Raw genomic sequence first — 24859 nt, 5'->3', positions numbered from 1 at the left:
TCAATAACACTACAATTACAAACAAGGAGATAATATGCCAAGAAAAACGCCTATTGAAAAGGTAAGAAATATCGGTATTGCTGCTCACATCGACGCAGGTAAAACAACTACTACTGAGAGAATTCTTTACTACACAGGTGTAAGCCACAAAATCGGTGAGGTGCACGAAGGTGCGGCTACTATGGACTGGATGGAGCAAGAAAAAGAAAGAGGTATTACAATTACTTCTGCGGCTACTACATGTTTCTGGAAAGATCACCAAATCAACATCATCGATACACCGGGGCACGTTGACTTTACTATCGAAGTTGAAAGAAGTATGAGAGTACTTGACGGTGCTATTGCGGTATTCTGTGCTGTTGGTGGGGTACAACCTCAATCTGAAACTGTTTGGAGACAAGCAAACAAATACCATGTACCAAGAATTGCATTTGTAAACAAAATGGACAGAATCGGTGCTGATTTCTATAACGTTGAAAAACAAATCAGAGAAAGACTAAAAGCTAACCCTGTTCCGATTCAAATTCCTATCGGTGCTGAAGATAACTTCAAAGGTGTTGTTGACCTTGTAAGAATGAAAGCTCTTGTATGGGAAGACGAAGCTGCTCTTGGAAGTAAATATGAAATTCAAGATATTCCAGCTGAACTTCAAGAAAAAGCTGAAGAATACAGAGAAAAACTAATCGAAGCGGTAGCTGAAACTGACGAAGAATTAATGGAAAAATACTTCGCAGGTGAAGAGTTAACTGAAGAAGAAATCAAAAAAGCTATCAAAAAAGCAACACTTGAGCTTGAAATCGTTCCTATGCTTTGCGGTACTGCGTTCAAAAACAAAGGTGTTCAACCACTACTTGATGCGGTAATCGATTATTTACCTGCTCCTACTGAAGTTACTTGGATTAAAGGTATCGACCCTAAAACAGGTGAAGAAATCAGCGTAAACCCTGGTGATGATCAACCGTTCTCAGGACTTGCGTTTAAAATTATGACCGACCCGTTCGTTGGTAAATTAACATTTACAAGATTTTATTCAGGTGTTATTAAAGCGGGAAGTTACGTACTTAACTCAACTAAAAACAAAAAAGAGAGAGTTGGTAGACTTCTAAGAATGCACGCAAACAAAAGAGAAGAAGTTCCTGAATTCTACAGCGGAGAAATCGGAGCTATCGTCGGTCTTAAATATACATTGACAGGGGATACTCTTTGTGATGAAAGCAGACCTATTATTCTTGAAAAAATGGAATTCCCTGATCCGGTTATCAGCGTAGCTGTTGAACCTAAAACTAAAGCCGACCAAGAAAAAATGGCGCTTGCACTTCAAAAACTTGCTGAAGAAGACCCGAGCTTCAGAGTAACAACAGATGAAGAAAGCGGACAAACTATTATTTCAGGTATGGGTGAATTGCACCTTGAAATTATTGTAGACAGACTTAAAAGAGAATTTAAAGTTGAATGTAATACAGGTAAACCTCAAGTTGCATACAGAGAAACATTCAAAAACCAAGTTGAACAAGAATACAAATACGCAAAGCAATCTGGTGGTAGAGGTCAATACGGACACGTATTCATCAGAATGATTCCACAAGAGCCTGGAAAAGGTTATGAATTCGTTGATTTAATTAAAGGTGGGGTAATTCCAAGAGAATACATCCCTGCAGTTGATAAAGGTATTCAAGAAGCGGCTCAAGCAGGTGTACTTGCCGGATTCCCGGTAGTTGACTTTAAAGTGGAACTTTTCGACGGAAGTTACCATGAAGTTGACTCATCTGAAATGGCGTTTAAGTTAGCTGGTTCTATGGCGTTTAAAGAAGGTATGAAAAAAGCAAATCCTGTTATCTTAGAGCCTATTATGAAAGTTGAAATCGAAGTTCCTGAAGAATATATGGGGGACGTTATCGGTGATATCAACAGAAGAAGAGGTCAAGTAAACTCTATGGAAGATCAACATGGAATCAAAAAAATTACGGCATTCGTACCTCTTGCTGAAATGTTCGGGTATTCAACAGACCTAAGAAGTATGACTCAAGGTAGAGGTACTTACTCAATGGTATTCGATCATTACGAAGAAGTACCTAACAACATCGCAGAAGAAATCATCAAAGAAAGACAAGGGTAACCCCTTGTTTTTCTTTAAAATTAGAAACAAAGTGTCGATGATTTTTATTATTTTAATGGGATTTTTTTTTAGCGGTTGTGAAAAAGAAAAATATTTAGTTGTATATACTTCCGTAGATGAAGTATATTCATCTAAAATATTTAAAGAATTTGAAAAAGAAACCGGCATAAAAATAAAACCGGTTTATGATGTTGAGTCTGCGAAAGCTGTTGGATTGGAGAAGCGTCTTTTACTTGAAAAGAATCATCCTCAGGCTGATATTTTTTGGAATTCGGAACCTTTAAGGACTGCTCGATTAGCAAAACAAGAAATTTTTCAATCATATCTTGAATTTAATGTCTCTTTATACAGAAACTCTAACTATTATGATAAAAATAAAAAATGGTTTGCATTGGGTGAGAGATATCGTGTTATAATCATAAATAAGAATAAAATTAAAAAGATTCCTAAAAAATTTAAAGAAATTTGGAATTATAAAAAAATAGCAATTTCAAATCCTTTTATGGGCACAACTGCTACTCATTTTGCAGCTTTATATCATAAATTGGGAGAGAAGGGTTTTATCGAGTTATTAAAAAAAATAAAGAATTCAAAAGTTGTTATTTTAGCAGGGAATTCAGTTGTAAAAGATATGGTTGCTAAAGGTAAATATGTAGTGGGTATAGTAGATACAGATGATGCTAACGTAGCTTTAAAACATAAACTTCCTATTAAAATTATTTATTATAATCAAACAAATAATGGTGTGTTCGGCATTTTTTCTACGATTTCAATTATTAAAAACGCTCCTCATCCTGATTTAGCGAAAAAATTTATGAAATTTGTTTTAAATAGAAAAACCGAAAAATTTCTAATTGACGAGGGTTTATTTAAATCGTCCGTTTTTAAAAACGGATATCGATATAATATTAAATCTTGGACTTTAAATCCGAATATATATATAAACGATTTAAATAAAAGTACAGGTTTACTTAGAAAGTTTTTATGAAATTACAATTATCATTTTTATTGTGGGTTGTGTTTTTTTTAATTCTATTTTTGCCGTTCGTATTTATTTTTTTTAAAATAGTTAGTTTTTTTGATTTTGATGTTTTTAAAAACTTTTTTTTATCTATCGAATTTATTAACTCGTTTTTAATTTCCTTAGTTACTTCAATATCGGTTGTTATATTTTCTATAATTATTGCACTGTTTTTTATAACAAATAAAGAAAAACTTTTATTCGTATTTTTAATTGTTTTATTCGGTGTTTCTAAATATACATACCTTTCGTTGTTTGAAAATTTTATTCATAATGATTTTTTATTGGTTATTCTTATTAATTTTTTGCATTATTTACCTTGGGGAATAGTTTATTTTGTTTTTATATTAAAATATGAATTTTCAGGTTATTTGTATCATTTTAATAAATTTGAGTTTTTTTGGAGGTATTTTAAGTTTATCGTTTTGAAAAAAATTTGGAAACATATCGGTTTTTTTTTAATTTTTATTTTTTTGTCTTCTTTTTCTTCTCAAGAGATAGCTTCTTTTTTGGGAATAAAAAACATTTCTGAAAAAATCATATCTTTTATAATGCTGACGGATAATATTAATCAGATATTTTCAATCGTTTCTTTTCAGGTTATTTTAATTTTTTTGCTCTCTTTTTATCTATTGTTGATAGATAACGAATATATAATTAATAGAAAATATCTTAATTTTTCGAATTTAGTTTTGTTCGAAAATCAAAAAATTATAAGTAGTATAATTTTATCGGTTTTTTTTATATTGTTGCTTGTTTTAATTCAAAGTTTAATATCGAAAATATTTTTTCAATCATTAAAAATAGATGAGAATTTAGTTGTTTTTATAAAAACGCTTTTGATTTATACTCCTATAACGTTATTTGTAATATTTTTGGGAGAGCTTTTAATTATCGGTTTAAAAAAGTTTTTAAAGGTTCATTATTATAAAGGTTTATTTTTCTTTATTATTGTATATTTATTAATTCCTCATTCTATAATAGGATTTTTTATTTTAAATTTTTTTGGTGAGATTATTAATAATTATTACGTATTGTTTTTTTTAGGAAATATTTATATTTCTTTACCAATAGTTTTGATTATGTTGTATCTGTTTCAAAAAAGAACAGATAGCTTTTTAGCAAATAAATTATCAACAATTAACTATATAATGAAAGTATTGGTGTTTGAGAAATTTATAATATGGATTGTGATTTTTTTTATGACATTAATTTATTTATTGAACGATTTATCAATTACAATATTATTATCGCCTCCCGGATTGGAAACATATATCGTAAAAGTATACAACTTGTTACATTATGGAGATTATAATACGGTAAAATTTTTAGAGTTAGTGCAAATTTTATTTGTATTAATAAGTACGGGAATGATTATTTTATTAAGGTTTAGAGATGATAAAAGTTGATTATTGTAATTTGAAATTTAAAAACGGTTTTGAACTTAATGTAAAAAATATTGTTTTTAAGCAAGGCGAACAAGTACATATTATCGGTGAATCAGGAAGTGGTAAGAGTGTATTTATTAAAGCTATTTTGAATTTGATTAAAAGTAAATCCGAAATTTATAAAATAGAAAAAGAAGAGAAAATCTTTAATACCGATATTAGATTTCGAAATAATATCGCATATTTATCACAGAATAATTTGATTTGGGAGCATTTGAGTGTTGAAGAACATATTAATTTTGTTTTATCAAATGGCAAAACTTTAAAATATCAAAAAGAAACGGATGAATTTCTTGAAATTTTCAATTTACAAAATAGAAAAAAAGAAAAAGCTAAAAATCTTTCTTTTGGCGAGCGCCAGAGGCTATCTTGTGCTGTAGTTTTAGCCTCTAAACCTAAATATTTATTTTTAGATGAACCTTTTTCAAATTTGGATGTAGTAAATATCAATAAGATATCTTCAATTTTAAAAGAGTTTTATAAAAAATATAATTTTTGTGTAATAAATATTACACATAATTATATCGGAATTGATAATTCGGATAGAGTAATAGTTTTTGAGAATGGAAAAATTGTATTTGACGGTTTATATAAGGATATGGATTCGAGTAGGTCCGAGTGGATTAAAGAGTGGAGAGGGTTGATATGAAAAAATTTTTTATTTTTTGCTTGTTTTTATATTTTGCGTTTGCGAAAAGCTACGTGGGATATTATCCCTTAGAGCCTGATACCGCTTTGACTTTTTGGGCAATACAAAAATATAAGGATAAAGATGCGAAGTTTTTTTTAGTTGATAAAAAAAGTGCGATTAATTTGAAAAAAACTATAAAAATAAATACTTCCGATGCAAAGATAAAAAGAAACGGAAGATTTACCGCTTTTGAGATATTTTTGTATAAAAATAAAATAAAAAGCAATGAGTGTATAAAAAGATTGATTAAGATAGATAAGGTATTAGAAATTATGCCGTGGATGAAGAATCAATTTCCGGATATTTTAGCTTTTGAAAATAGATTGAGAAATTTATCTCCTAAAAAGAGCGGAAAAGTAAAATTGAAACGATTATTTTTATTTATAGATGAATTTTGTAAAAAATATTAAAAAGTATTTGACAAAAAAATTAAATTTAGATTAAATTCTTTTTAAAAAGAGTGTCAATGAGAAATATCGTTTTTGTTTTGTTTCTTATAATGTTTTCTTATGCTCAGTCACCTAAATTTTCTTTTGTGGGATTGAAAAATTCCAAATGGAATTTATATATATGTGAGAATAGTCATTGTAAAGAGATTAATACTGAATATGAAATAAGAAACTATGATATATATGGCAAAAAAATAGTTTATTTAGGTTCGGATGAAAATTTAAGGTTAATAAAAGACAAAAAAGAGTCCGTCTTAATTTCTTCAAAAAAAGATTCTTTTACACAGCCTTATTTTTATGACAACGGAGAGAAAATAGCGGTAGTAAAATTAAAAAATAAAAATAGTAAAAAAACAGAAATTATTAGTATAGATTTAAAAAATAGAACGATATCCTTACTTCATTTTCAGCATTCTACTTCTTTAGAGCCTTTTATTCAAAATAATAATTTAATTTATTCGAATGTAAGTTGTGTAAACGGTTGCGGTCATGTAATAGAAGAAATTTGGATGAAAAATTTAGATACCGGCTATGCGAAACAATTGACACTAAGAAATACTATCTCTTTTCAACCGTTTGCAACGAAAAACGAAATTTATTTTTCATCATTAATAGACGGAAAATATCAAATATTCAAATATGAGACCAAATCGAATAAAACAAAAAGAATTACTTTTAGTAACGGTAATGATTTATTCCCTGGTGTATATGATAAAGGAATTATTTTTATTAGAGAAAGAGACGGAAATTCTTTTATAGTAAAGCGAGAAAATGGGAAAGAAACAATTTTAAAAATTGATAGCGAGATAAAAAAAATAAGAAATTTAAGGATAATTAGATGAGGTATGTTTTTTTGTTTTTGACATTGATTTCTTTTTTATTTTCTGAGAATTTTATTACGTTAAAAAAATATAATAAAAACTCTTTTTCACCGATAAAAAATGAGAAATTTAATATTTATTTTATATTGAATAAACCTGCAAAAGTTATATTAAAAATTTATACTCCCGACGGAAACGAAATAAAACGAATAGAAAAAAAATTTAAAAAAGGAGAGCATTATATTGTTTGGGACGGAAAAGATAAATGGGGAGAAATTGTTCCTGATGAAGCATATATGGTGAGTATTGAAGCAACTGATGATAAAAATTCTCAAACACTTAGTTTTGAAAATACCGGAGGGGAAATTCTAAAAGATTTAAATGCTAAATATGATAGATTCGGAAATATTTATTATAAATTGTCAAAACCTGCAAGAGTTTTAATAAGAGCGGGGATTTTAAACGGTCCTATGTTAAGTGTTATATCGAATTGGGTTCCGAAAGACAAAGGTTATATAAGACAGCATTGGGATTTAAAAGACAAAGACGGAGTCGTAAATTTTTCAACTATACCTTTTGTTATTAGTGTGAGTGCTTTTGCTCTACCGGATTTTTCAATTATTACGTACGGAAATAATAAAATAGATTATTTGACATATTATAAAAATCATAATTTTAAATGTAATAAAAAACTTTCGAATTTTAAACCGCAAATAAATGGAAAAAATATTTCTTATCACTATTATTTATGCAGAATCGATGATGTCGATCCGAAAGTGAATATCAAAATACCGAGTATTGTACAAAACGATAAAAGAGTGAGAATTAAAGTATTAATGGATAAGAAAGACGAAAAAGAATTTAATTCAATTAAGTACGAAGTGAGTTTTTTTGTGGATTTTAAGTTTGTATCTGAAGAAGAAATGGGATATGTTCCTTTGACGTGGAGTTATTTGCCAAACGGTTTGAGCCCAGGTGAGCATATTATGACCGTTAATATAACGGCTTTTAATGGAAAAGTGGGTGTTAAAAATATTAAATTCAAAGTACAGAAATAAAGGGTTGAAATGAGAAGCAGGTTTTTTTCTTTAGTTTTTTTAATTATGAGTTTGTTTTTTCTCGGTTGTAATAGTGATAAATATGTTATAGATTCCGATATGAAAGATGGAACAAAGTTAAACAATAATACTCCTGAAATTACTTTTTCGATTAAAAACGTATACGCAATGAAATTAGATTTAGATAATAGAAAAATTTTAATAAATAATAAAGATTATACAAACCAATCAATAGTAGACCAAAATAATAAATTAGGAGAAACTTTTATTATTTTACATCCCACCGAAAAATTTCCGGAAGGAAATGTAACGATAGAACTAAAAATACCTTTAAAAAAGCAATTTCAATATAGTAATTTAAAACCCGGATATAAGAAAATAAATATATATATTGATTCGGTTGCTCCTGAAATTAGTGTAATTTCTCCTGATATTAATAAAACGATTAGAGATAAATATACTAGTTTTGAATTTAATATAACCGATAAAGGCTCAGGGGTTAATAGTGATTCAATTCAAGTAAATATTAATAATAAATTTATAAATTATTTTACATATAGCAATGGAAAATTAAAAATAACACCTCCAAAAAATAATCCTCTACCGGATTATGATATTAATATTGAAATAATTGCAAAAGACAATCTTCAAAATATAGCGATTAAAAAATTTGCTTATAAAGCTCAATATGATAGTATTCCTCCTAGTATAGAGTTAATAAGCCCTATTGAAAATATTATAACGGATCCGATGACGCCTCTTGTGTTTAAAATTTATGATGATGAAAACGGAAGCGGAGTAAATATTAATTCGGTATATATTGAGTTTAACGAAACGAATGAAACGTATGCATTAAAATATGATGGAAATGATACTTTCGAATATGTGCCTCAAAATCCTTATAATTACGGAGATTTGATATTTAATGTTTATGCCAAAGATAATGCCGGAAATTCAAAAATAATGACTTTTAATTTATATGTAAAAGAACAAAAAACACTAAAAGCAACTCCTGTTGCTTATCCGGATACTGCATATGCTCCGGCAACTATTAAATTTTCACCTGAAGTTGAAACTGATAATGCTATTCAAGATTATTATTGGGATTTTGACGGTGACGGAATATATGATAGTCATGATATAACCGCACAAAGTTATTCGCATATCTATTATCAACCAGGAGATTATAATGTAACATTAAAAGTGGTGGATTTAAATGGAAATACTGCAATCGGAAATGTTATCGTTCATATATTAAATAGACCTCCGAGTGTAGATGTGAGTATATCTCCATCTAACGGTCAGGTTCCTTTAAAAGTTAGTTTCAACGTAACTGCGAGTGATAGTGACGGAATTGATTATTATGCTTGGGATTTTGACGGTGACGGAATTTATGATTATAATTCTACTACAACAGGTACTACTTCGTATACTTATACAAAAACCGGAGTATATAAGGCTAAACTTATCGTAGCGGATAAAAAAGGAGCCGTAACGGAATATACCGCTCCTACGACTACAGTTTTAGCATCGGATGAAGGCTCTCCTACTGTTACTGCCATAGTTTCCCCAAATAGTGGAGATGCTCCTTTACAAGTAAGTTTTTCTGCAAATGTGGAAGATCCTTTAAATAAAGGAGTGAAATTATACGAATGGGATTTTGACGGAGACGGAATTTATGATTATAACTCAACAGAAACTGCAAATACTCAATATACATATGAAAAAGCGGGTACGTTTTATCCGGTAGTAAGAATAACTACGACGGATGATAGAGTGACTTATGATGCTGCGGAAGTAAAAATTAATCAAAAAATAACTTTAACGATTCAACAACATACTATAGATTTGTTTAATGCTGAAACATCTGAGATTCAAGTGGAACTTGGAGCGGCTTCACCGGTTGAGGTTGTTGTAAAAGACAGGGAAAACAATATAGTAAAAGTTTTGCAGACTTGGGAAGAACTTGCAAAAGGTGTTTATGATTATACGTGGGACGGGAAAGATGATAACGGAAATGAACTTCCGCAAGGTGATTATTATGTCGTGGTTAATTATAAAATCGATGACAAATTATTTACATATGATTTAAGAGATACTACCGGAGGAAATACATATAATCCTTGGAGAACAAATTCAGACAGGTATATATACCCTTTTGAAAATAAACCAATGACAATTACTTTTAGAATAGATTATCCTTCAGAAGTTATATCTTTTGTTGGATATAGTTGGTCAAATACTAGGGTAATTACTTTTAGAAACAGAGAGCCTTTGGGAGCTGGGACATATACTGACGTATGGTATTCACAAAACGATAATGGAGCTTTTATCACTCCGCCTCCCGGAAGTTACTTTTTATATGGAATTTGGGCATATAGACTTGCTGATAATGTAATCTACGTTAGAAACGGTGCCGAGGTTGATAACGTTCAAGTTTCTCCTTCTATTTTTAGTCCTGATATTAATGCAAATGATAAGAAAACTTTAAAAGTTTCATTTTCATTAAATAAAAAAGCGAAAATCGAACTTGAAGTTTACGATGCTGAGCTCGGTATGCTTGTAGCTACAAGAACCTATAATAACATAGAAGCCGGAGATACGTATGTATTGTTTGACGGTAAGGATAATAACGGTGTTTATCTAAGACCGGGTAAATATACCGTAGGTATTCGTGCGGTGGATGAAACCGGATATAGGTCAATTATGAAATATAACGTATTCAGAATATATTATTAAGGAAGGAAAATGAAAAAAATAGTATTTTTATTTTTTAGTTTTATATTTTTGTTCGGCATGAGTCCTAAGAAATTTTTTGAATTACAAATTAAATCGTTAGAAATTTCGTTACAGGGGTCAAAAGATTATTTGAAATGTTTGGAGAGAAAATGTACTTCAAAAGAATTGGATTTATTAAATAAAAAATATTATCTCAAGCAACAGAAATTATATAAATCATACAATATCTCCGAATCCGAAGCCGCACTATACTATACGAAACATAAAAGAGAGTGTGATGAATACTACCGAAATAATCCTGATATCGTAGAGATGATTGATGATTTACAAAATGAAATCGAAAACGTACATAATCAAATAGATTCATATCGCGGAGGTAAATAATGAGAATTATCGGGTTATTAATATATTTATTGTTAGTGATAGGGAATTTCAGTTACGGGTATAATTATTCTTGGTCTACTCATGAAGATATCGCATCACCTGTATTTCCTAACGAAGACCCTGGTGAGTGTGATGAAAAAGACGGATGTAAGGGGGGCTCTTGTAATAGGACTTTTTCACCGGTATATATGAAGACCGGACATTTAATAATAAAAAGAGTTGATATTACATTGCAAGGCAAGCCTTCTTTATATGTTGAGAGAGACTATTCTTCTCAAGAACCCAGAGCCGGGATGTTCGGGAAAGGGTGGATAAGCAATTTCGAGATAGGAGCCGTTTTTTATGTGGATTATGATGAAGACAATACGAGTATAAGACAAAACAAAATTTTATTAAGACTTCCCAACGGTCTTAGGTATATAGCAAAAACTGATGGAAATATAACGGTTGATGATAACGGTACGGTAACAACTACGGGTGATGTTACGAAAGTGATATTACCTCCGGGACTTGAGGGGTATAAAATTGAGCCTCTTGTATATACTGATAATAAATACAATAAATTAAAAAACGACATAGTTTTAATAACTCCTACGAACACTAAATACATTTTTTCAAAAGATTGCGGGAAGATTTTAAAAATAGTGGATAAAAACGGGAATGAAATAAGTTATGAATATGATGACAACGGATATTTGTTAAAAGTATATACTTTATCTCAAGAGTTGAATTTCGAATATGACGATAACGGATTTGTAAAAAGAGTGTTTGATAAAACGGGTCGTAGTTGGAGTTATGAATATGACGACAAAGGAAATTTAGTAGCGGTAACCAATCCTTTAGGCGGTACTACGGAATATACGTACCAAGACTACTCTCCGTATGCCGATAGCGAGGTTTATTCACAGCTTACGAGCGAAACCGACCCTGAGGGAATACCTGTAATAAAAGTTACGTATAACGGGTCGAAAGTCAGAACTTATAGTGAGGGTGAGAACGTATATACATATTCTTTTAACGGCAATACGGCTCAAAAGACCGATTCGGTAGGAAGCGTGTATAAAGCCGAATGGAACGATGCCGGACTTATTACTAAAAAAACAGATCCTCTTGGTAGAGTGACTCAAATATTATATGACGATAATTATAGATTTATAGGATATATAAAACCAGATGGTTCAAAAGTCACATATACGAAAGATTCATTAGGAAGAGTAATAGAAAAAACGGATGAACTGGGTAATGTTACCAAATACGAATATTTAGGTGAGACGAACTATCCGGTAAAAATCACATCTGCCGAAGGTAGGGTGGTAAGTATTGAATACGATTCTCACTACAACCCGATAAAAATCACCGACCCGAAAGGCAACGTAAAGACGTTCAAATACGACGAGAGAGGTAATGTAGTAGAAATAACGGACAGTCTCGGAAACAAAACACAAATTGCATACAATGAATTCAATCTGCCCGTTAGTATAACGGATGCGTTGGGGAATACTCAAACGATAGAATATGATGATTTAGGAAGAGTAATCAAGACAACGGATGGAGAGGGCAGAGGAGTTGCATATCAGTATGATGATATGGACAATATACTTACAAGCACGAATACGTTCGGAAACAGAGTTACATATTCGTATGACAAAGCTTCAAGACTTTTAAGTATAACAGACCCGATAAGCAATACTACGACGTATACGTATGATAATTACGGAAGAGTTGCCACAATCACAAGACCAGATAGTACAATCACTACGTACTATTACAACAAAGACAATACGATAAACCGTATAGAAAGATATGACGGCAAAACGGTTTCATATACTTACGACAAAGCAAAAGAGATAACAAAAGAGGATATTAACGGCCAGAGTGTAACGTTTACGTATGACCTAAACGGCAGAGTCACCAAACTTCAAAACAACATCTCAACGGTTGAGTTTACATACGACAAAGCTTCAAGAATAATAAAAGAGCTTCAAAACGGCATAGAAGTATCAAAAACATACGACAAAGATTCATATCTTACATCAATAACGTTCAATAATCATACTACATTAATAAAAAGAGATTCTTTAGGACTTCCGAGTCAAATAGACGATATTTCTTTTGCATATGACCCTAACGGAATATTAAAAGAGACAATATATCCTAACAATACGAAAGAGCAGTATTCGTATAACTCAATCTATAATCTAATAAACCTAAAAACAGCCGATATCAATCTAAACTATACGTATGACAAAAGCTCTTTTATAATTTCAAAAAACGATATCGCTTACAGTTATGACTTGGAAGGCAAACTTATAAAAGCTTCAAACGATACGTTTGATTATGACAAAGCGGGGAATATATTAAATGACAATGCAAAATACGATACCAAAACGAATCGTCTCTTATCAAACGACAAATACGATATAACATACGACTCATCAGGCAATATCAAAACCAAACAGGATAAAATTAACAAAACCACATCATATTATACGTTTGACACAAGAAACAGACTGATAAAATATGAAAAACAAGACGAAAACAATAACACAATCACCCTCATAACATACGAATACGACCCTTTAGGCAGAAGAATATCAAAAACAACAAACGGCCAAAAAGAGTATTATGTCTATAATGAAAACGACATAATAGCCGTACTTGACAGTAACAAAAACGAAAAAGCATACATAACCCACTATGACGGCATAGACACACCATTAAGCATAACAACAAGTGAAGGAACATACTATTACCATAGAGACCACCAGGGAAGCATACTTGCCCTAACGGACCAAGACGGTAACGTAGTTGAAACCTTTACATACGACAACCATTACGGTAGAATAATTAAACATACAAAGACAAAAGAAACAAACAACCCATACACATACACCGGAAGGGAATATGATAAGGAAGAGCTGTATTACTATAGAGCGAGATACTATGACCCTACGATTCAAAGATTCATAAGCGAGGACCCGATAGGCTTTACCTCAGGAGATTTTAACTTTTACAGATACGTAGGTGACAATCCGGTTAATTTTACGGATCCGAGTGGGGAGTGGATTGCAAATTTAATTGGTGCCATAATTGGTTTGGGATATGAAGTGTATAATCAATATAAGCAAGGAATATTAGGATTTAATGAAAGAAGCATTAAACGACTTTTAGTTGCTACAGCTACAGGAGCATTGGGAGGATATGGAAGTACATTTATAAAAGCATTTTTCTTTGGTTCAGTTGCAAATATGATTAATAATGGATATCAGCAATTGGATAATCCGTGTTTTAATGGGTTTGATTTTAATCAATTATGGAGAAGCGGTGTATTAGGTGGCATTGGTGGAAGTATTGGATATAGTGGAGGAAGAATTGGTGGTATGTTGTATAGACCTGTTGATATAATGAAATATGAGTTTAAAAAGGTACCTCCATCTCATTATGAAAAAGAAGGAACAGCAATAGGATCAGTAATAGGAGGAGTGGTTGCAAACCAATAATATATTATATTCATTGGATATCATTAATTTAATAATAAATGGGATATTTACATTTGCATGTGTTTTTATAGGAATACCTGTGGGAATATATATTTTATGTAAAGCTTATGATGCTTTTAAGGAATACGGATTATTTAAATTTACTTCAAAAGATTATCTTTTTAAAGGAGAGGGGGTTAAGTATTTATTTATAGAAATATTATTTATGGGTATTGTTATGATAAGTGGGACGATATATATTTTGTTTTATTTTAAAGGTGGTTTATTGTTATTGTGGATAGATTATTTAAAACATCTTATTTTTGGATAGACATTTTATAGTTTTAATAATCAATATGGAAACTTATGAGAAAATAATAAATCTTTTTTTAGTTTTTATGATGATTTATTTGCTTATGTTCGGGGCAAATAAAATGTGTAAAAATGTAGTATATTTTTTAAACAATATGAATAAGAAAAACGTTTTTGTCAATTTTTTAGTAGGTATGATAATATTAATTATTGCTGTTTGGTTTTTATATTTTAAAGATGAGGGATGTTTGTTTTTGTGGATAAAATATTTATTTGAAATAATTAATACATATCTTTGTAGCTTTGTGAGATGTAAATGAGATATTTACATAAAGTATAATAAAAAGAAGAATTTTAGTTATATGCAGGGGATAATCCGGTTAATTTTACGGATCCGAGTGGGGAGTTTGCAGCACTCATATATGGTGATCCATTATTGTATACTAATCCTGTCGGGTGGGCAGTATTAGGTGCTACAACTCTTGCAATAGCCGGATATGGTATTTATGAGTATTTTCATGCAGATGATGAAATAGGTATAGGTGTTTGTTATTCGGAAGAATTTGATCCGACAAAATGGCCAAGATTAAAAAAAGGAAATCAAAAGAGACCTGGATTTAAGAACCCGAAAGATGGATCGGTTTGGGAAAAAGACTTAGCTGGGCATGGAGGTAGAAAATGGAAAAGGTGGAAAAATGAAAGAGAGTGGAGGAAAGGTAAAAAAAGAGAAGGGTCTTATGATGAAAATGGAAATAGAATTGCAGATTAAAAAAAATTGTGAAATTCCAAATTTAAAACCAGATTTTTCATTTACAGATGCAAAATTAAAAGTTTATGATAATGAATTATTTTTTAAAAATAAAAAATATAAAATGTATTTATTGGATCAATTTCCTGAAACTTTAGAAGAAGAAGAAGATATTAAATTAAAAATTATTGATAATGAGTTTTGTAGATTAAAAGAAGAAAATAAATATATTAAATTTTTACAAATTATTTTTAAAAAGAATTCATCCCAAGCTAAACTTTTTGATTTAGGAACAGATTTTTCTGATATCGAAATTTGTTTAGATAAGATTAACAGGATGGACCAAATAGATAAATATATTATATTAAATTTATATAAAAACTTTTTTAATTCAAATATATATCATATAAATGATGAAATTCTTTTTAATTTTTTTATTAAAGGATTTTTGAGGGAAGCAATTAGTGGAATTATATATTTTGATAACATAGATATATTTATTAGCTATGGTTATGATATGGTATTACCAATTTATATTAATAGTGAAGAAAAACTGATTAAATATAAAAAAAAAGCTAACGAATTTGGTTTGTTTATAAGAAGATAATAATTTTCAGTTAATTTTAACTTTTACAGATACATAGGTGACAATCCGGTTAATTTTACGGATCCGAGTGGGGAGAATCCTGTAATAGTTATTCCGATAGTGTTAGTATTTATGGATAGTTATTTAAACGCACCTGAAACTGAAAATGATGTATATAGTGGAATGACACCGATGAATGAATTCGGGATGTATTTGATAGGACCTAAGTTTTTAAAAGATACAAGACCAAAAAGTGGTTTTTTTCATAATGCTCACCATAATTTTGGAACTAAAAAAAATCCTGCTTGGAGGAAACATATTCAGTTTCAAACTCATAAACTTACAGGCAAAAATACACCACCTATAAGAATTCCATATGGACCAAAGTATCCGTTAAAATATGGAAAATATCCGAAAAAAGGTCAAAAACAATGAAAGATACAAATGAAATCATAAAAATTTGTTTAAATATTGAAAATTATATACCACCAAATAGAATTGATGGGGTATATATTGGTAATGTAAAAAAGTTAGTGACTTTTGTTGATAAAATAATGAGAGAGAGTTTTTATATTTATATTGTGGGAGAGATAACAAATTTATCTGAATTTAGAGAAATAATTAACATTGAAAACAATAAATATCTTGTGTTTGTATCAAAAAAACTAAAAGAGAACTTTTATAGTTTTATATCTGAAAATTTAATAGAAAGTTTTTATTTGATAGATAATAATAAAAATGTAATTTTATTAATTGATGATTTTCCTGAAGATATTACAATTAGTATCGATTATGTTGTATGATGTTAAAGTTTAGAGTTTACAAGAGTTATTAGGGGATAGTTGTGTTGAATATTAGTGTAAAATTAAAAGATTGCTTATTTATTATGTTTAAAAATGAGAAAAATTATAAAGGTTTTCATATTATTATAATTTCAAATGATAATTTAAATAAAGTTATATCATATAAAAATCATGATATAAATTTATTTGCAAGAAAAATTATATTGGGATATTAATATGACAATGTTAGAATATATAAAATATATATTGAAAATTATTAAATTTTTATGGTTTGGAAGCATTAGCAAGAACATAGTATATCTTGGGGATAGATATATAAAGATAAATAGAATATTGCTATTAATAATTTTGGTTTGTCATTATATGTTTTTTCCCATTATTATTTTTTTTCTTTTCGGAATGTTTTTAAATTTAAATTTCAGTGTTTTAATTAGCGGTGTTTTTGCATTTTTTATTATGTTTATCGTTGATTTTTTCATTGCTTGTCTTTTGTTGATGTTGACGCAAAAAAGATTTAATAATAAAAAAAATTAATAAAAATAAAAGTTTTATTACAATAAATAGTGTCAGACCTTTACATACGACAACCATTACGGTAGAATAATCAAACACACAAAAACAAAAGATACTCAAAACCCATACACATACATCGGGAGAGAATACGACACAGAAGAACTATTACTATAGAGCCAGATACTATGACCCTACGATTCAAAGATTCCTAAGCGAAGACCCAATAGGCTTTGCGAGTGGGGATTTTAACTTTTACAGATACGTAGGGGATAATCCGGTTAATTTTGTGGACCCGTGGGGATTATGGACAAAGCTTTGTTCTAGAAAATTAGGAGATAAGAAAGGTCCAGATAGAAGTATATACAATCCAATAAGTCATCAATATTTAGTAGTAAATAATAAAATATTTAGCTTTCAAGCAGGTGGAAATTCATTTTTAGATATGATATGGTCCCAAGGACGTGTTGAAATTGGTGATAGTTCTGGTGAGTTATCAAATAGAGATAGTTGTGTAGTTGTTTTATCTGATGAATATGATAATGATGTTTACCAAGCAATAAAGGAAGAAGGGGAACCAAAATATAATGTTTTAGCTTATCCAGGTACAGTTATGTATACATTTGGGGCAAGAAATTGTCAGTCGTATGCAAGAGATATTATTTTGAAAGCGATAATATTGCATCTAAAAAGAAAGTTTTAAAATTTATTTAAATTATTTTGTGATAAATGATAAGGGAAAATAGTGTTTTGAAAAATATTTTTTTAGATTTGACAGAATTTTTTAAAATATTGTTTTTAGGGGCTTCTATAATATTAACACCCAATTATATTACAATAAAAAAAACAAAACCTTTTGTATGGGAAAAAAAATTAACAGTAATAAATCCTAATGCAAACTTAGAAATTGATATTTCAAAAAGTAATATAAGAAATTTAATTAAAATATATAATTTCCAAGATTTTGTAGATTCAGCAGAAAGTAATAAAATTTATGATTATTTCAATAAATGTCCAATTAAAGTATATGGAATTTATAAAAATAAAAAGATTCTTTTTAAGGGGCCGAGTTTTTCATATAAAGGAGATAAATTCAGTTTAAGATTTTATTTATTAAAGAAAGATATTGATTACCTTGATGGAATAATAATTATAACCGGATGTGATATAAAAAATATTAAACTTGTTTGGCATAATTCAGGCATGTAATATATAATTAAATTGCAAGATACTATGACCCTACGATTCAAAGATTCATCTCAGAAGACCCGATAGGCTTTGCGAGTGGGGATTTTAACTTTTACAGATACGTAGGGGATAATCCGGTTAATTTTACGGATCCGAGTGGGAAAGTTGCAGATAGTATTAAAAATGCAGTCAGTAATGCTTTGGGATTATGTAAAATGAATGGTGATATGAATTGTGATTTTATTTTAAAGAGAGGGAGAAATTTTTGTATAAAAAATGCAGGATTTGGTATGTATATTTGTATGCAAGCTGTAACAGAGATGTATGGAGAATGTATGTTTGATAATGTAAAATGTTGGAAACAAGGAGATAAAAATGAAACGTGTAAATAAGTTTTTTGTATTTGTAATTTTTATTGTTTTTATTTATTTGCTTGTTTCTTTTTCTATTTATCAGTCTGTTAGATTTAATGCTCTTAGTTCTATTACCGAATGTTTGATTTTAAAAAAGTTGCACGAAAATAATTTGAGTTCAAAAACGAATCAATTATGTGATTTTAAATTGGCAATGTCGAAAGAAATAATTAATCGAAAATATAATCCTTTTAGTATATCGACTATGAAAGAGATGTTTTATATTATCGGCTTTTCTATAAAACGTGATATTTGTCAGAATAGTTTTTATAAAGACAGTAAAAATAAAAAGATAAAAGAGTATTATGTTGAATTTTGTAATGAGTAAAAGTTTATATATTTATAATTATTTTAAAGCAAAAAAATGTTTAATAAAAAAAGATTTTTTGTGTGCATATGAAAATTTTGTTAAAGCGGAAAAGTATAATGATAAGGATTATTCACTTTATATTTATAAAGGAATAAGTGAGTTTTTTTTAAAAGAATTTGAAAGTTCTTTATACACTTTACAGAGAGCTTTATTAATGATAGAGAGTGATAAAAAACTTAATAAAGATGAAAAAAACTATTTAAAAAAATATTTATTTGGGTTCATTATTGATATATTAAAAATTTTAAACAAGGAAGAAAGTTTAAATGAATATTTAAAGATATATAAAAAATTAAAATTTGATAGAAAAAATATAAATAAAAATTTTTTCTATGACTATCCTTTAGAGAGTGATTAAAAGTAACTTCTATAGAATATCAATCGAGTATTGGTGTGATTTATTAGGAGTATTACAAAGTTATGATAGGATGAAAGTTGTTGTAGATAATAAAGTTAGTAGAGTTAGCAAATTTTGAAATTAGTTGAAATAGAAAAACCTCCTAAAATTTTAAAAAAAAACTGATTGAAAATGAAGAGGATTTTATAAATTTTTTGCAAAACGAGCAATATGATTTGTCTTTGTCAGTTGGAATGAAAGAGGTTGAAAGGTTTAAAAAGATTGCAAATGAATGTTCTCTTTTTTTAAGGTGAGAAAATTACTTATTTTGAATATTTTTTACTATATGTCCTATTTATTGTATCAAGGTTCATTATTGATTATAGGATTGACAAAACACAAGTAAAAGTGTAAAATATATTTAACATTTTTAACTAAAAGGTAATAAATGGATTTTACAAAGTTTTTCAACGAACAGTTTGAGCTGATAAACAAATTAGATTTGGAATTTAAAAGAAGTGTTTATGATTTAGTGGATATTGAAAATAACAAATTAACGGCACTACTTGGTCAAAGAGGTGTCGGAAAGACTACTATTCTTCTTCAAAAATTAAAAGAAATAAACAGCGACAACGCTCTTTATATTTCTGTTGACAATCCTTATTTTTCTATCGTTAATCTTTATGAGTTTGCCAAAAAGTTCGAGCAGTACGGGGGCGAATATCTTTTTATTGACGAAATTCATAAATACAAAGACATTGCATCCCATTTAAAAGCGATATATGATATGACAAATTTAAAGGTAATAGTTTCAGGCTCATCTTTACTTCAAATTTATAAAGAAGCGGATTTAAGCAGACGGGTTTATGAGATAAAAGTACCGGTATTGTCTTTTAGAGAGTTTTTGGAGATTAAAGGTTATAAATTTAATAAATATTCAATAGATGAAATAGTAAATAATCATTTAGAAATAGCCAAAATTATCAGCTCACAAATTAAGCCTCTTAAATATTTCAAGGAGTATTTGGAATACGGGGGCTATCCATTCTTTTTAGAAGGGATAAGTTCTTACAAACAAAAGCTTTTAAACATATTAAATTACATTATTGAAGTTGACTTACCGTATACCGCAAATATCTCGTATGCAAATATAGACAAACTAAAAAGACTCATTTACCTGCTTGCTATATCTGTTCCTTTTACACCGAATATTCAAGAGTTATCCCAAAAAACAGGGATTTCAAGGCCTTCTTTGCTTGAATATCTGTATCTTTTGGAAAAAAGTGAGATTTTAATAAACCTTCATTTCAAATCAAGAGGCACGTCAAAACTTCAAAAACCGGACAAAATTTATTTAAACAATACAAATCTCATAAGGGCTATTACTGATAATTCAAATATAGGAAATGAAAGAGAAACGTTTTTTGTAAATCAGGTTAAAAGTTACTTTTTGAACAAAAAAAGTTTTTTTGATGAAAATATCGTTTTGGCAAAAAACGGAGATTTTATTGTAGGTGATTATACGTTTGAAATCGGAGGTAAAAACAAAGATTTTAAACAGATAAAAGGGATTGAAAACAGCTTTATTATCAGTGACGATATTGAAATAGGGTTTAAAAATAAAATCCCTCTTTATCTTTTCGGGTTTTTGTATTAGAGAGTATAGAAAAAACAGACTAAATAGTGTCAGACCTTTACATGCGACAACCATTACGGTAGAATAATTAAACATACAAAGACAAAAGAAACAAACAACCCATACACATACACCGGTAGGGAATACGACAGTGAAGAGCTGTATTACTATAGAGCGAGATATTATGACCCAACGATTCAGAGATTCTTAAGCGAAGACCCGATAGGCTTTGCCTCAGGAGACTTTAACTTTTACAGATACGTAGGGGATAATCCGGTTAATTTCGTGGATCCGAGTGGGGAGTTTTTACAATATGTTATTATTGGGCTTGGAACAGCTTGGGGTATTTACGAATTTTATCAAAAAGTAAAAGTTTATTTTGATTTTGCAAAAAACACTTCAAATAATTTTTCTGGTAAACAAAAAGAAGAAAAAAATTGTAGTGCAATAAAAGATTTGATAAAAAGATATGAATGTTATGACAAAGTTAGAAAAAAATATTTATATAAACAAATCAATGATACATGTACCTTTGGAAAAGAGGTTACTCCCGATATAAAAACGTTAAGGTATAAGTAATGAAGAATTTTTTTATTTTTTTATTTAAGATAGCATTAGTATTGTTTTTTATAAACGTATTGTTATTTATTTTTAATAATAATTATAAAAATTTTATTAGTGGTTCAGTAGTTGCTTTATATTTTAATTATAAAAATAAAACAGATAAATATTTGCAAATGATTAAAGAAGAATATCATATAAAATTAAATTTTCCCAAAAATAAATGGATTTATTATTTTAATAATTTAGATAAGAATTTTTTTAAAGTTGAAATAGTAAGTATTAAGCCTAAAAATTTTAAAAATATTCATAAAAAATTTCATATAAATATTGAAATTACATTAAGTAAAAAATTTAATTCAATGCAATATTTGAAATTTAAACAAAAACAGTGCAAAGATTTCTTTGTGAAAAAAGATATTAATATCGAGAATAATAAATATAAATTATTTTTTTGTAAGACAAAAAAAAGAATTTTTCCAGTAAATATAATAAGTGAGAATAAAACAAATTTTATTATAAATTATTGGCCGTTTGTAAAAAATGATGAGATGAGTATAAAACAAGTAAAAAGATTTTTGAAATATATTAAATTTATATAATGATATGCTTATATAATAATATTTTTATAAGAAAAATAAAAAATTTGTTATATCAATAGGGTCAGGGGCTAATATTGGCTTTATAAAAAATTACTTGATATAATGATTTTGTAATTTAATATGGAGATGTGGTTTATGCCGTTTATAGACAAAAACAGATATAAAATTTTTAGTTTTGGGAAAACTTATTATATAAAAGATGAATGTATTGAAAAGATAAAATATATTGATTCTTTTAGAGAGTTTTTTTGGATGGATAGAGCATATGCGTTATTGCCTCTTATGATAGTGTCTATGGTGTTAGCCGGAATATGGTGTGCAATAACCAAAGATTTTAAAGAAATGACTCAAATATCGTTATTAATATATATAATATTATATTTTATTGCTTCTGCTATTTTGTATTACAAAATCAAAAAAGCGATAAAAGAGTGCGAAGAATGAAAGAAAATATTTTATTTAAAGCTAAAGGAATAAACTTAATTTTAAACGGGATTTTTACTTTGACAATAATCTTTTATTTTTTGCCGGTAGGATTTCATATGGCATATACGGGAGTTAAAGCATTTAAAGAATACGGATTTAAAAAACTTCCTGAAAAATATACGGTTTTTTATATGGGAAAGATTAATTATGCTTGGGAGTTAATAGCGATAGGAATGTTTTATTTTATTGTTTCTATATGGTATTTGTTTTTTAAAGACGGAGGATATTTATTTTTGTGGGGTGATTATATATTAAAAGTAGTATTTTGAAAAAATTTTTCGTGTTTATTTTGTGTTTAAGTTTTTAATCTATAATTTCTCAAAAAAGATTATCAATGAATAGAATTTTTTTATTACTAATATTTTCTTTATCATGGTTGTTTGGTAAGTTGTATATTGAATTGCCGCAAAAAAGAATAGATTACTTTTATATAAAAGGACATAGCAAAGGGTCTAAGATTGTTATTGTCGGAGGGATTCACGGAAATGAAACGGGTGGATTTACAACTGCCGAATATTTAAAAAATTTAAAAATAGATAAAGGTGAAATTTTAGTAATTCCAAGAGCCAATCCTATCGGGATAATGGCTAATGTGCGTGGATATAACGGGGATATGAATAAAAAATTCGATAATAAAAATCCAAAAGATAAAGATTATCGTTTTGTTGTAGAAATAGAGAGGTTGATATTAAAGTTTAAACCGAAACTTCTTTTATCGTTACATGACGGATACGGCTTTGTAATAAGAAATAAAAATGCTTGGGGACAAGCGATAATTATAGATGAGAATAGATATGGGGATTTTAATTTAAGGAAAATTGCTAAGTTTGTTAAAAAAGAATCCAATAAGCATTTAAGGTATAAAATAGATATAAAAAATACTCATACATTTACGAAAAAAGGAGCTTATAATAAAAACGGATTGACGGGTTGGAGTTTGAAAAACTATATTTTAGCTTTTGCTTTGGAAGCTTCGAAGAATATTTCTTTAAAAGAAAGAATCAAAACTCATCTTGAGATGATTAATAATTTTTTAAGATATTACAAAATTAGTTCGAATATAAATGAACTGAAAAGAGATATAAAAATCAAATATCCGAAAGTAAAAGTTAAGCTTTTGATAAATAATAAATATGTTGAGGTTAGCAAAAAAATTACTCTTGTTTTAAAACCGGCCACTAAAATAAAAGTTCTTAATTTACCTGGGGGAGTTTATTTGAAGCCAAGAGGAATAGATTTGAATTGGAGAAGTTTTTATTTTAAAAATGTGATTTTTGATGTGATGTACGGAAATAAAAGGCTTTTTACATTTCAAATAAAAGAGAAAAATTAAATTTTCTCTTTTATAGCATTTAGGTTTAGTGTTTTTAGATAAGAGACGTATTTTTTGTAATCCGTTCCGTTAAACAGTAATTTTAGGGCGTATTTATTGTTTAGTTTTACTGCGATAACTCCTTTTTTTAGACCTTTATCGATATAAACTGCTGCTTGGTAACCGTTGATTTTAAAGTGTTCCAATAAGAAATCTTTTGTATTGTTGTTTACGTTTAGTTTTAGAATCCCAGGGATTTGATCTTCTATTCCGATATAGATAATGTCGTTGTTGCAGTCGTACTTTTTAATATCTAAATAGTTGTCTTTTAGAGGTATCGGAGCGTTTTGAGGAGTGAAATAACTAATTCCTACACATTGTCCGAAGTTTTGTGGTAATACGTCTTTTGCAAACCCTAAAGCGGCAATAGCTGCTATTAATAACAACCTTTTCATTGAGCCCTCCTTTTTTAATTTATATTATACATCATTCATCATTAAATGTAAATTAAATGATTCAAGTGATTATATTATTCTCAATAAGTGTGTTTATTTTGTAATCAAAAAGATGAAAAAAATTTAAAATTATTGTTTATAACTATTGTGAAAGACATTAAAATTGCTTTTTATGAAGATAGTAGAATGGATGAAAATAAAAGTTTGTTATTTTTAATTTTGATGATTGTTTTAGATGAAAAGTTTGTAAGTGATATTTTGGAAAAAGAATTTAGGGGTTTCTTTTAAAAGAATGAAAAGCAAAATACTGTCTTTATTAAAAGAACAAAGCCTT

27 protein-coding genes are annotated in these 24859 nt (G+C 28.6%); 26 read left to right on the top strand and 1 reads right to left on the bottom strand.

Annotation, left to right across the window (positions count from 1 at the left end; all coding sequences use genetic code 11):
- Window positions 1–34: 34 nt before the first annotated feature.
- The 26 genes from fusA to EDC58_RS07285 all read left to right on the top strand — a co-directional run bounded on the left by fusA (window position 35) and on the right by EDC58_RS07285 (window position 24091).
- Window positions 35–2116: an elongation factor G gene (gene fusA, locus EDC58_RS07420; RefSeq protein WP_123352886.1), complete on the top strand. Its 2082-nt coding sequence runs from the start codon at window positions 35–37 to the stop codon at window positions 2114–2116.
- A gap of 37 nt (window positions 2117–2153) precedes the next feature.
- The gene (locus EDC58_RS07415) at window positions 2154–3104 is read left to right on the top strand and encodes an extracellular solute-binding protein (RefSeq protein WP_136779826.1); all 951 of its coding nucleotides are present in this window, start codon (window positions 2154–2156) and stop codon (window positions 3102–3104) included.
- Window positions 3105–3646: 542 nt separating this feature from the next.
- Complete coding sequence (locus EDC58_RS10020) at window positions 3647–4546, top strand: hypothetical protein (RefSeq protein WP_211325238.1); 900 nt, start codon at window positions 3647–3649, stop codon at window positions 4544–4546.
- Complete coding sequence (locus tag EDC58_RS07405) at window positions 4533–5234, top strand: ATP-binding cassette domain-containing protein (protein ID WP_123352883.1); 702 nt, start codon at window positions 4533–4535, stop codon at window positions 5232–5234. Before EDC58_RS10020 ends, EDC58_RS07405 begins: the two co-directional genes overlap by 14 nt.
- Window positions 5231–5686 carry a chromate resistance protein ChrB domain-containing protein gene (locus tag EDC58_RS07400; RefSeq protein ID WP_123352882.1) on the top strand — a complete coding sequence of 152 codons (456 nt, stop codon included), beginning with the start codon at window positions 5231–5233 and terminating at the stop codon, window positions 5684–5686. The genes EDC58_RS07405 and EDC58_RS07400 overlap by 4 nt, the downstream gene beginning before the upstream one ends.
- Before the next feature lie 56 nt (window positions 5687–5742).
- Window positions 5743–6567: a TolB family protein gene (locus EDC58_RS07395; protein WP_123352881.1), complete on the top strand. Its 825-nt coding sequence runs from the start codon at window positions 5743–5745 to the stop codon at window positions 6565–6567.
- The gene (locus EDC58_RS07390) at window positions 6564–7604 is read left to right on the top strand and encodes a FlgD immunoglobulin-like domain containing protein (protein WP_123352880.1); all 1041 of its coding nucleotides are present in this window, start codon (window positions 6564–6566) and stop codon (window positions 7602–7604) included. Before EDC58_RS07395 ends, EDC58_RS07390 begins: the two co-directional genes overlap by 4 nt.
- A gap of 9 nt (window positions 7605–7613) precedes the next feature.
- Window positions 7614–10343 carry a FlgD immunoglobulin-like domain containing protein gene (locus EDC58_RS07385; protein ID WP_123352879.1) on the top strand — a complete coding sequence of 910 codons (2730 nt, stop codon included), beginning with the start codon at window positions 7614–7616 and terminating at the stop codon, window positions 10341–10343.
- A 9-nt stretch (window positions 10344–10352) separates the two neighbouring features.
- Window positions 10353–10727, top strand: a complete 375-nt coding sequence (locus tag EDC58_RS07380; RefSeq protein WP_123352878.1) for a hypothetical protein — start codon at window positions 10353–10355, stop codon at window positions 10725–10727.
- Window positions 10727–14227: an RHS repeat-associated core domain-containing protein gene (locus tag EDC58_RS07375; RefSeq protein ID WP_123352877.1), complete on the top strand. Its 3501-nt coding sequence runs from the start codon at window positions 10727–10729 to the stop codon at window positions 14225–14227. Before EDC58_RS07380 ends, EDC58_RS07375 begins: the two co-directional genes overlap by 1 nt.
- Window positions 14214–14537 (top strand): hypothetical protein, encoded by a 324-nt coding sequence (locus EDC58_RS07370; protein ID WP_123352876.1) that lies wholly within the window; start codon window positions 14214–14216, stop codon window positions 14535–14537. The genes EDC58_RS07375 and EDC58_RS07370 overlap by 14 nt, the downstream gene beginning before the upstream one ends.
- 417 nt (window positions 14538–14954) lie before the next feature.
- Window positions 14955–15287, top strand: coding sequence for a toxin C-terminal domain-containing protein (locus EDC58_RS07360; protein ID WP_123352874.1), 333 nt, complete (start codon window positions 14955–14957; stop codon window positions 15285–15287).
- Window positions 15214–15873: a hypothetical protein gene (locus tag EDC58_RS07355; protein ID WP_170151129.1), complete on the top strand. Its 660-nt coding sequence runs from the start codon at window positions 15214–15216 to the stop codon at window positions 15871–15873. The genes EDC58_RS07360 and EDC58_RS07355 overlap by 74 nt, the downstream gene beginning before the upstream one ends.
- Before the next feature lie 111 nt (window positions 15874–15984).
- Window positions 15985–16287: a hypothetical protein gene (locus EDC58_RS07350; RefSeq protein WP_136779821.1), complete on the top strand. Its 303-nt coding sequence runs from the start codon at window positions 15985–15987 to the stop codon at window positions 16285–16287.
- A complete protein-coding gene (locus EDC58_RS07345; RefSeq protein WP_123352871.1) occupies window positions 16284–16655 on the top strand; it encodes a hypothetical protein in 372 nt (123 codons plus the stop codon). Before EDC58_RS07350 ends, EDC58_RS07345 begins: the two co-directional genes overlap by 4 nt.
- A 625-nt stretch (window positions 16656–17280) precedes the next feature.
- Window positions 17281–17868, top strand: coding sequence for an RHS repeat-associated core domain-containing protein (locus EDC58_RS07335; RefSeq protein ID WP_123352869.1), 588 nt, complete (start codon window positions 17281–17283; stop codon window positions 17866–17868).
- Window positions 17869–17915: 47 nt separating this feature from the next.
- Window positions 17916–18374: a hypothetical protein gene (locus EDC58_RS07330; protein WP_123352868.1), complete on the top strand. Its 459-nt coding sequence runs from the start codon at window positions 17916–17918 to the stop codon at window positions 18372–18374.
- Between the two features lie 11 nt (window positions 18375–18385).
- Window positions 18386–18745 carry an RHS repeat-associated core domain-containing protein gene (locus tag EDC58_RS10410; RefSeq protein WP_123352907.1) on the top strand — a complete coding sequence of 120 codons (360 nt, stop codon included), beginning with the start codon at window positions 18386–18388 and terminating at the stop codon, window positions 18743–18745.
- A complete protein-coding gene (locus EDC58_RS07320; protein ID WP_123352867.1) occupies window positions 18729–19094 on the top strand; it encodes a hypothetical protein in 366 nt (121 codons plus the stop codon). The genes EDC58_RS10410 and EDC58_RS07320 overlap by 17 nt, the downstream gene beginning before the upstream one ends.
- Window positions 19072–19494, top strand: coding sequence for a hypothetical protein (locus EDC58_RS07315; RefSeq protein WP_123352866.1), 423 nt, complete (start codon window positions 19072–19074; stop codon window positions 19492–19494). Before EDC58_RS07320 ends, EDC58_RS07315 begins: the two co-directional genes overlap by 23 nt.
- A 427-nt stretch (window positions 19495–19921) precedes the next feature.
- Entirely contained in the window at window positions 19922–21130 is a 1209-nt protein-coding gene (locus EDC58_RS07310; RefSeq protein WP_123352865.1) for an ATP-binding protein, read from the top strand.
- A gap of 63 nt (window positions 21131–21193) precedes the next feature.
- Window positions 21194–21688 (top strand): RHS repeat-associated core domain-containing protein, encoded by a 495-nt coding sequence (locus EDC58_RS10315; protein WP_123352864.1) that lies wholly within the window; start codon window positions 21194–21196, stop codon window positions 21686–21688.
- On the top strand, window positions 21688–22272 hold the full coding sequence (locus tag EDC58_RS07300) for a hypothetical protein (protein WP_123352863.1): 585 nt from the start codon (window positions 21688–21690) through the stop codon (window positions 22270–22272). The genes EDC58_RS10315 and EDC58_RS07300 overlap by 1 nt, the downstream gene beginning before the upstream one ends.
- Window positions 22273–22407: 135 nt before the next feature.
- Window positions 22408–22716 carry a hypothetical protein gene (locus EDC58_RS07295; RefSeq protein WP_123352862.1) on the top strand — a complete coding sequence of 103 codons (309 nt, stop codon included), beginning with the start codon at window positions 22408–22410 and terminating at the stop codon, window positions 22714–22716.
- Window positions 22713–23027 carry a hypothetical protein gene (locus tag EDC58_RS07290; protein ID WP_123352861.1) on the top strand — a complete coding sequence of 105 codons (315 nt, stop codon included), beginning with the start codon at window positions 22713–22715 and terminating at the stop codon, window positions 23025–23027. The genes EDC58_RS07295 and EDC58_RS07290 overlap by 4 nt, the downstream gene beginning before the upstream one ends.
- Before the next feature lie 65 nt (window positions 23028–23092).
- Complete coding sequence (locus EDC58_RS07285) at window positions 23093–24091, top strand: M99 family carboxypeptidase catalytic domain-containing protein (protein WP_123352860.1); 999 nt, start codon at window positions 23093–23095, stop codon at window positions 24089–24091.
- Here the strand turns inward: EDC58_RS07285 and EDC58_RS07280 are convergent.
- Entirely contained in the window at window positions 24088–24525 is a 438-nt protein-coding gene (locus tag EDC58_RS07280) for a hypothetical protein (protein WP_123352859.1), read from the bottom strand. The genes EDC58_RS07285 and EDC58_RS07280 overlap by 4 nt on opposite strands.
- Between the last annotated feature and the right edge of the window lie 334 nt (window positions 24526–24859).

Origin of the sequence: Caminibacter pacificus (assembly GCF_003752135.1) — a bacterium.
In the GTDB taxonomy this organism is placed as follows: Bacteria; Campylobacterota; Campylobacteria; order Campylobacterales; family Nautiliaceae; genus Caminibacter; species Caminibacter pacificus.
This window is presented reverse-complemented; position numbering and strand designations above follow the sequence as displayed.

What these genes read in the sequence shown, in the direction of transcription:
- EDC58_RS07310 (WP_123352865.1), top strand. Translation starts at nt 19,922, where the DNA reads ATGGATTTTACAAAGTTTTTCAACGAACAGTTTGAGCTGATAAACAAA.
- EDC58_RS07345 (WP_123352871.1), top strand. Translation starts at nt 16,284, where the DNA reads ATGAAAGATACAAATGAAATCATAAAAATTTGTTTAAATATTGAAAAT.
- EDC58_RS07285 (WP_123352860.1), top strand. Translation starts at nt 23,093, where the DNA reads ATGAATAGAATTTTTTTATTACTAATATTTTCTTTATCATGGTTGTTT.
- fusA (WP_123352886.1), top strand. Translation starts at nt 35, where the DNA reads ATGCCAAGAAAAACGCCTATTGAAAAGGTAAGAAATATCGGTATTGCT.
- EDC58_RS07385 (WP_123352879.1), top strand. Translation starts at nt 7,614, where the DNA reads ATGAGAAGCAGGTTTTTTTCTTTAGTTTTTTTAATTATGAGTTTGTTT.
- EDC58_RS07375 (WP_123352877.1), top strand. Translation starts at nt 10,727, where the DNA reads ATGAGAATTATCGGGTTATTAATATATTTATTGTTAGTGATAGGGAAT.
- EDC58_RS07415 (WP_136779826.1), top strand. Translation starts at nt 2,154, where the DNA reads ATGATTTTTATTATTTTAATGGGATTTTTTTTTAGCGGTTGTGAAAAA.
- EDC58_RS07315 (WP_123352866.1), top strand. Translation starts at nt 19,072, where the DNA reads ATGTTGAATTTTGTAATGAGTAAAAGTTTATATATTTATAATTATTTT.
- EDC58_RS07280 (WP_123352859.1), bottom strand. Translation starts at nt 24,525, where the DNA reads ATGAAAAGGTTGTTATTAATAGCAGCTATTGCCGCTTTAGGGTTTGCA.
- EDC58_RS07290 (WP_123352861.1), top strand. Translation starts at nt 22,713, where the DNA reads ATGAAAGAAAATATTTTATTTAAAGCTAAAGGAATAAACTTAATTTTA.
- EDC58_RS07400 (WP_123352882.1), top strand. Translation starts at nt 5,231, where the DNA reads ATGAAAAAATTTTTTATTTTTTGCTTGTTTTTATATTTTGCGTTTGCG.
- EDC58_RS07295 (WP_123352862.1), top strand. Translation starts at nt 22,408, where the DNA reads ATGCCGTTTATAGACAAAAACAGATATAAAATTTTTAGTTTTGGGAAA.
- EDC58_RS07390 (WP_123352880.1), top strand. Translation starts at nt 6,564, where the DNA reads ATGAGGTATGTTTTTTTGTTTTTGACATTGATTTCTTTTTTATTTTCT.
- EDC58_RS07380 (WP_123352878.1), top strand. Translation starts at nt 10,353, where the DNA reads ATGAAAAAAATAGTATTTTTATTTTTTAGTTTTATATTTTTGTTCGGC.
- EDC58_RS07320 (WP_123352867.1), top strand. Translation starts at nt 18,729, where the DNA reads ATGAAACGTGTAAATAAGTTTTTTGTATTTGTAATTTTTATTGTTTTT.
- EDC58_RS07395 (WP_123352881.1), top strand. Translation starts at nt 5,743, where the DNA reads ATGAGAAATATCGTTTTTGTTTTGTTTCTTATAATGTTTTCTTATGCT.
- EDC58_RS07350 (WP_136779821.1), top strand. Translation starts at nt 15,985, where the DNA reads ATGGATAGTTATTTAAACGCACCTGAAACTGAAAATGATGTATATAGT.
- EDC58_RS07300 (WP_123352863.1), top strand. Translation starts at nt 21,688, where the DNA reads ATGAAGAATTTTTTTATTTTTTTATTTAAGATAGCATTAGTATTGTTT.
- EDC58_RS07355 (WP_170151129.1), top strand. Translation starts at nt 15,214, where the DNA reads ATGAAAGAGAGTGGAGGAAAGGTAAAAAAAGAGAAGGGTCTTATGATG.
- EDC58_RS07405 (WP_123352883.1), top strand. Translation starts at nt 4,533, where the DNA reads ATGATAAAAGTTGATTATTGTAATTTGAAATTTAAAAACGGTTTTGAA.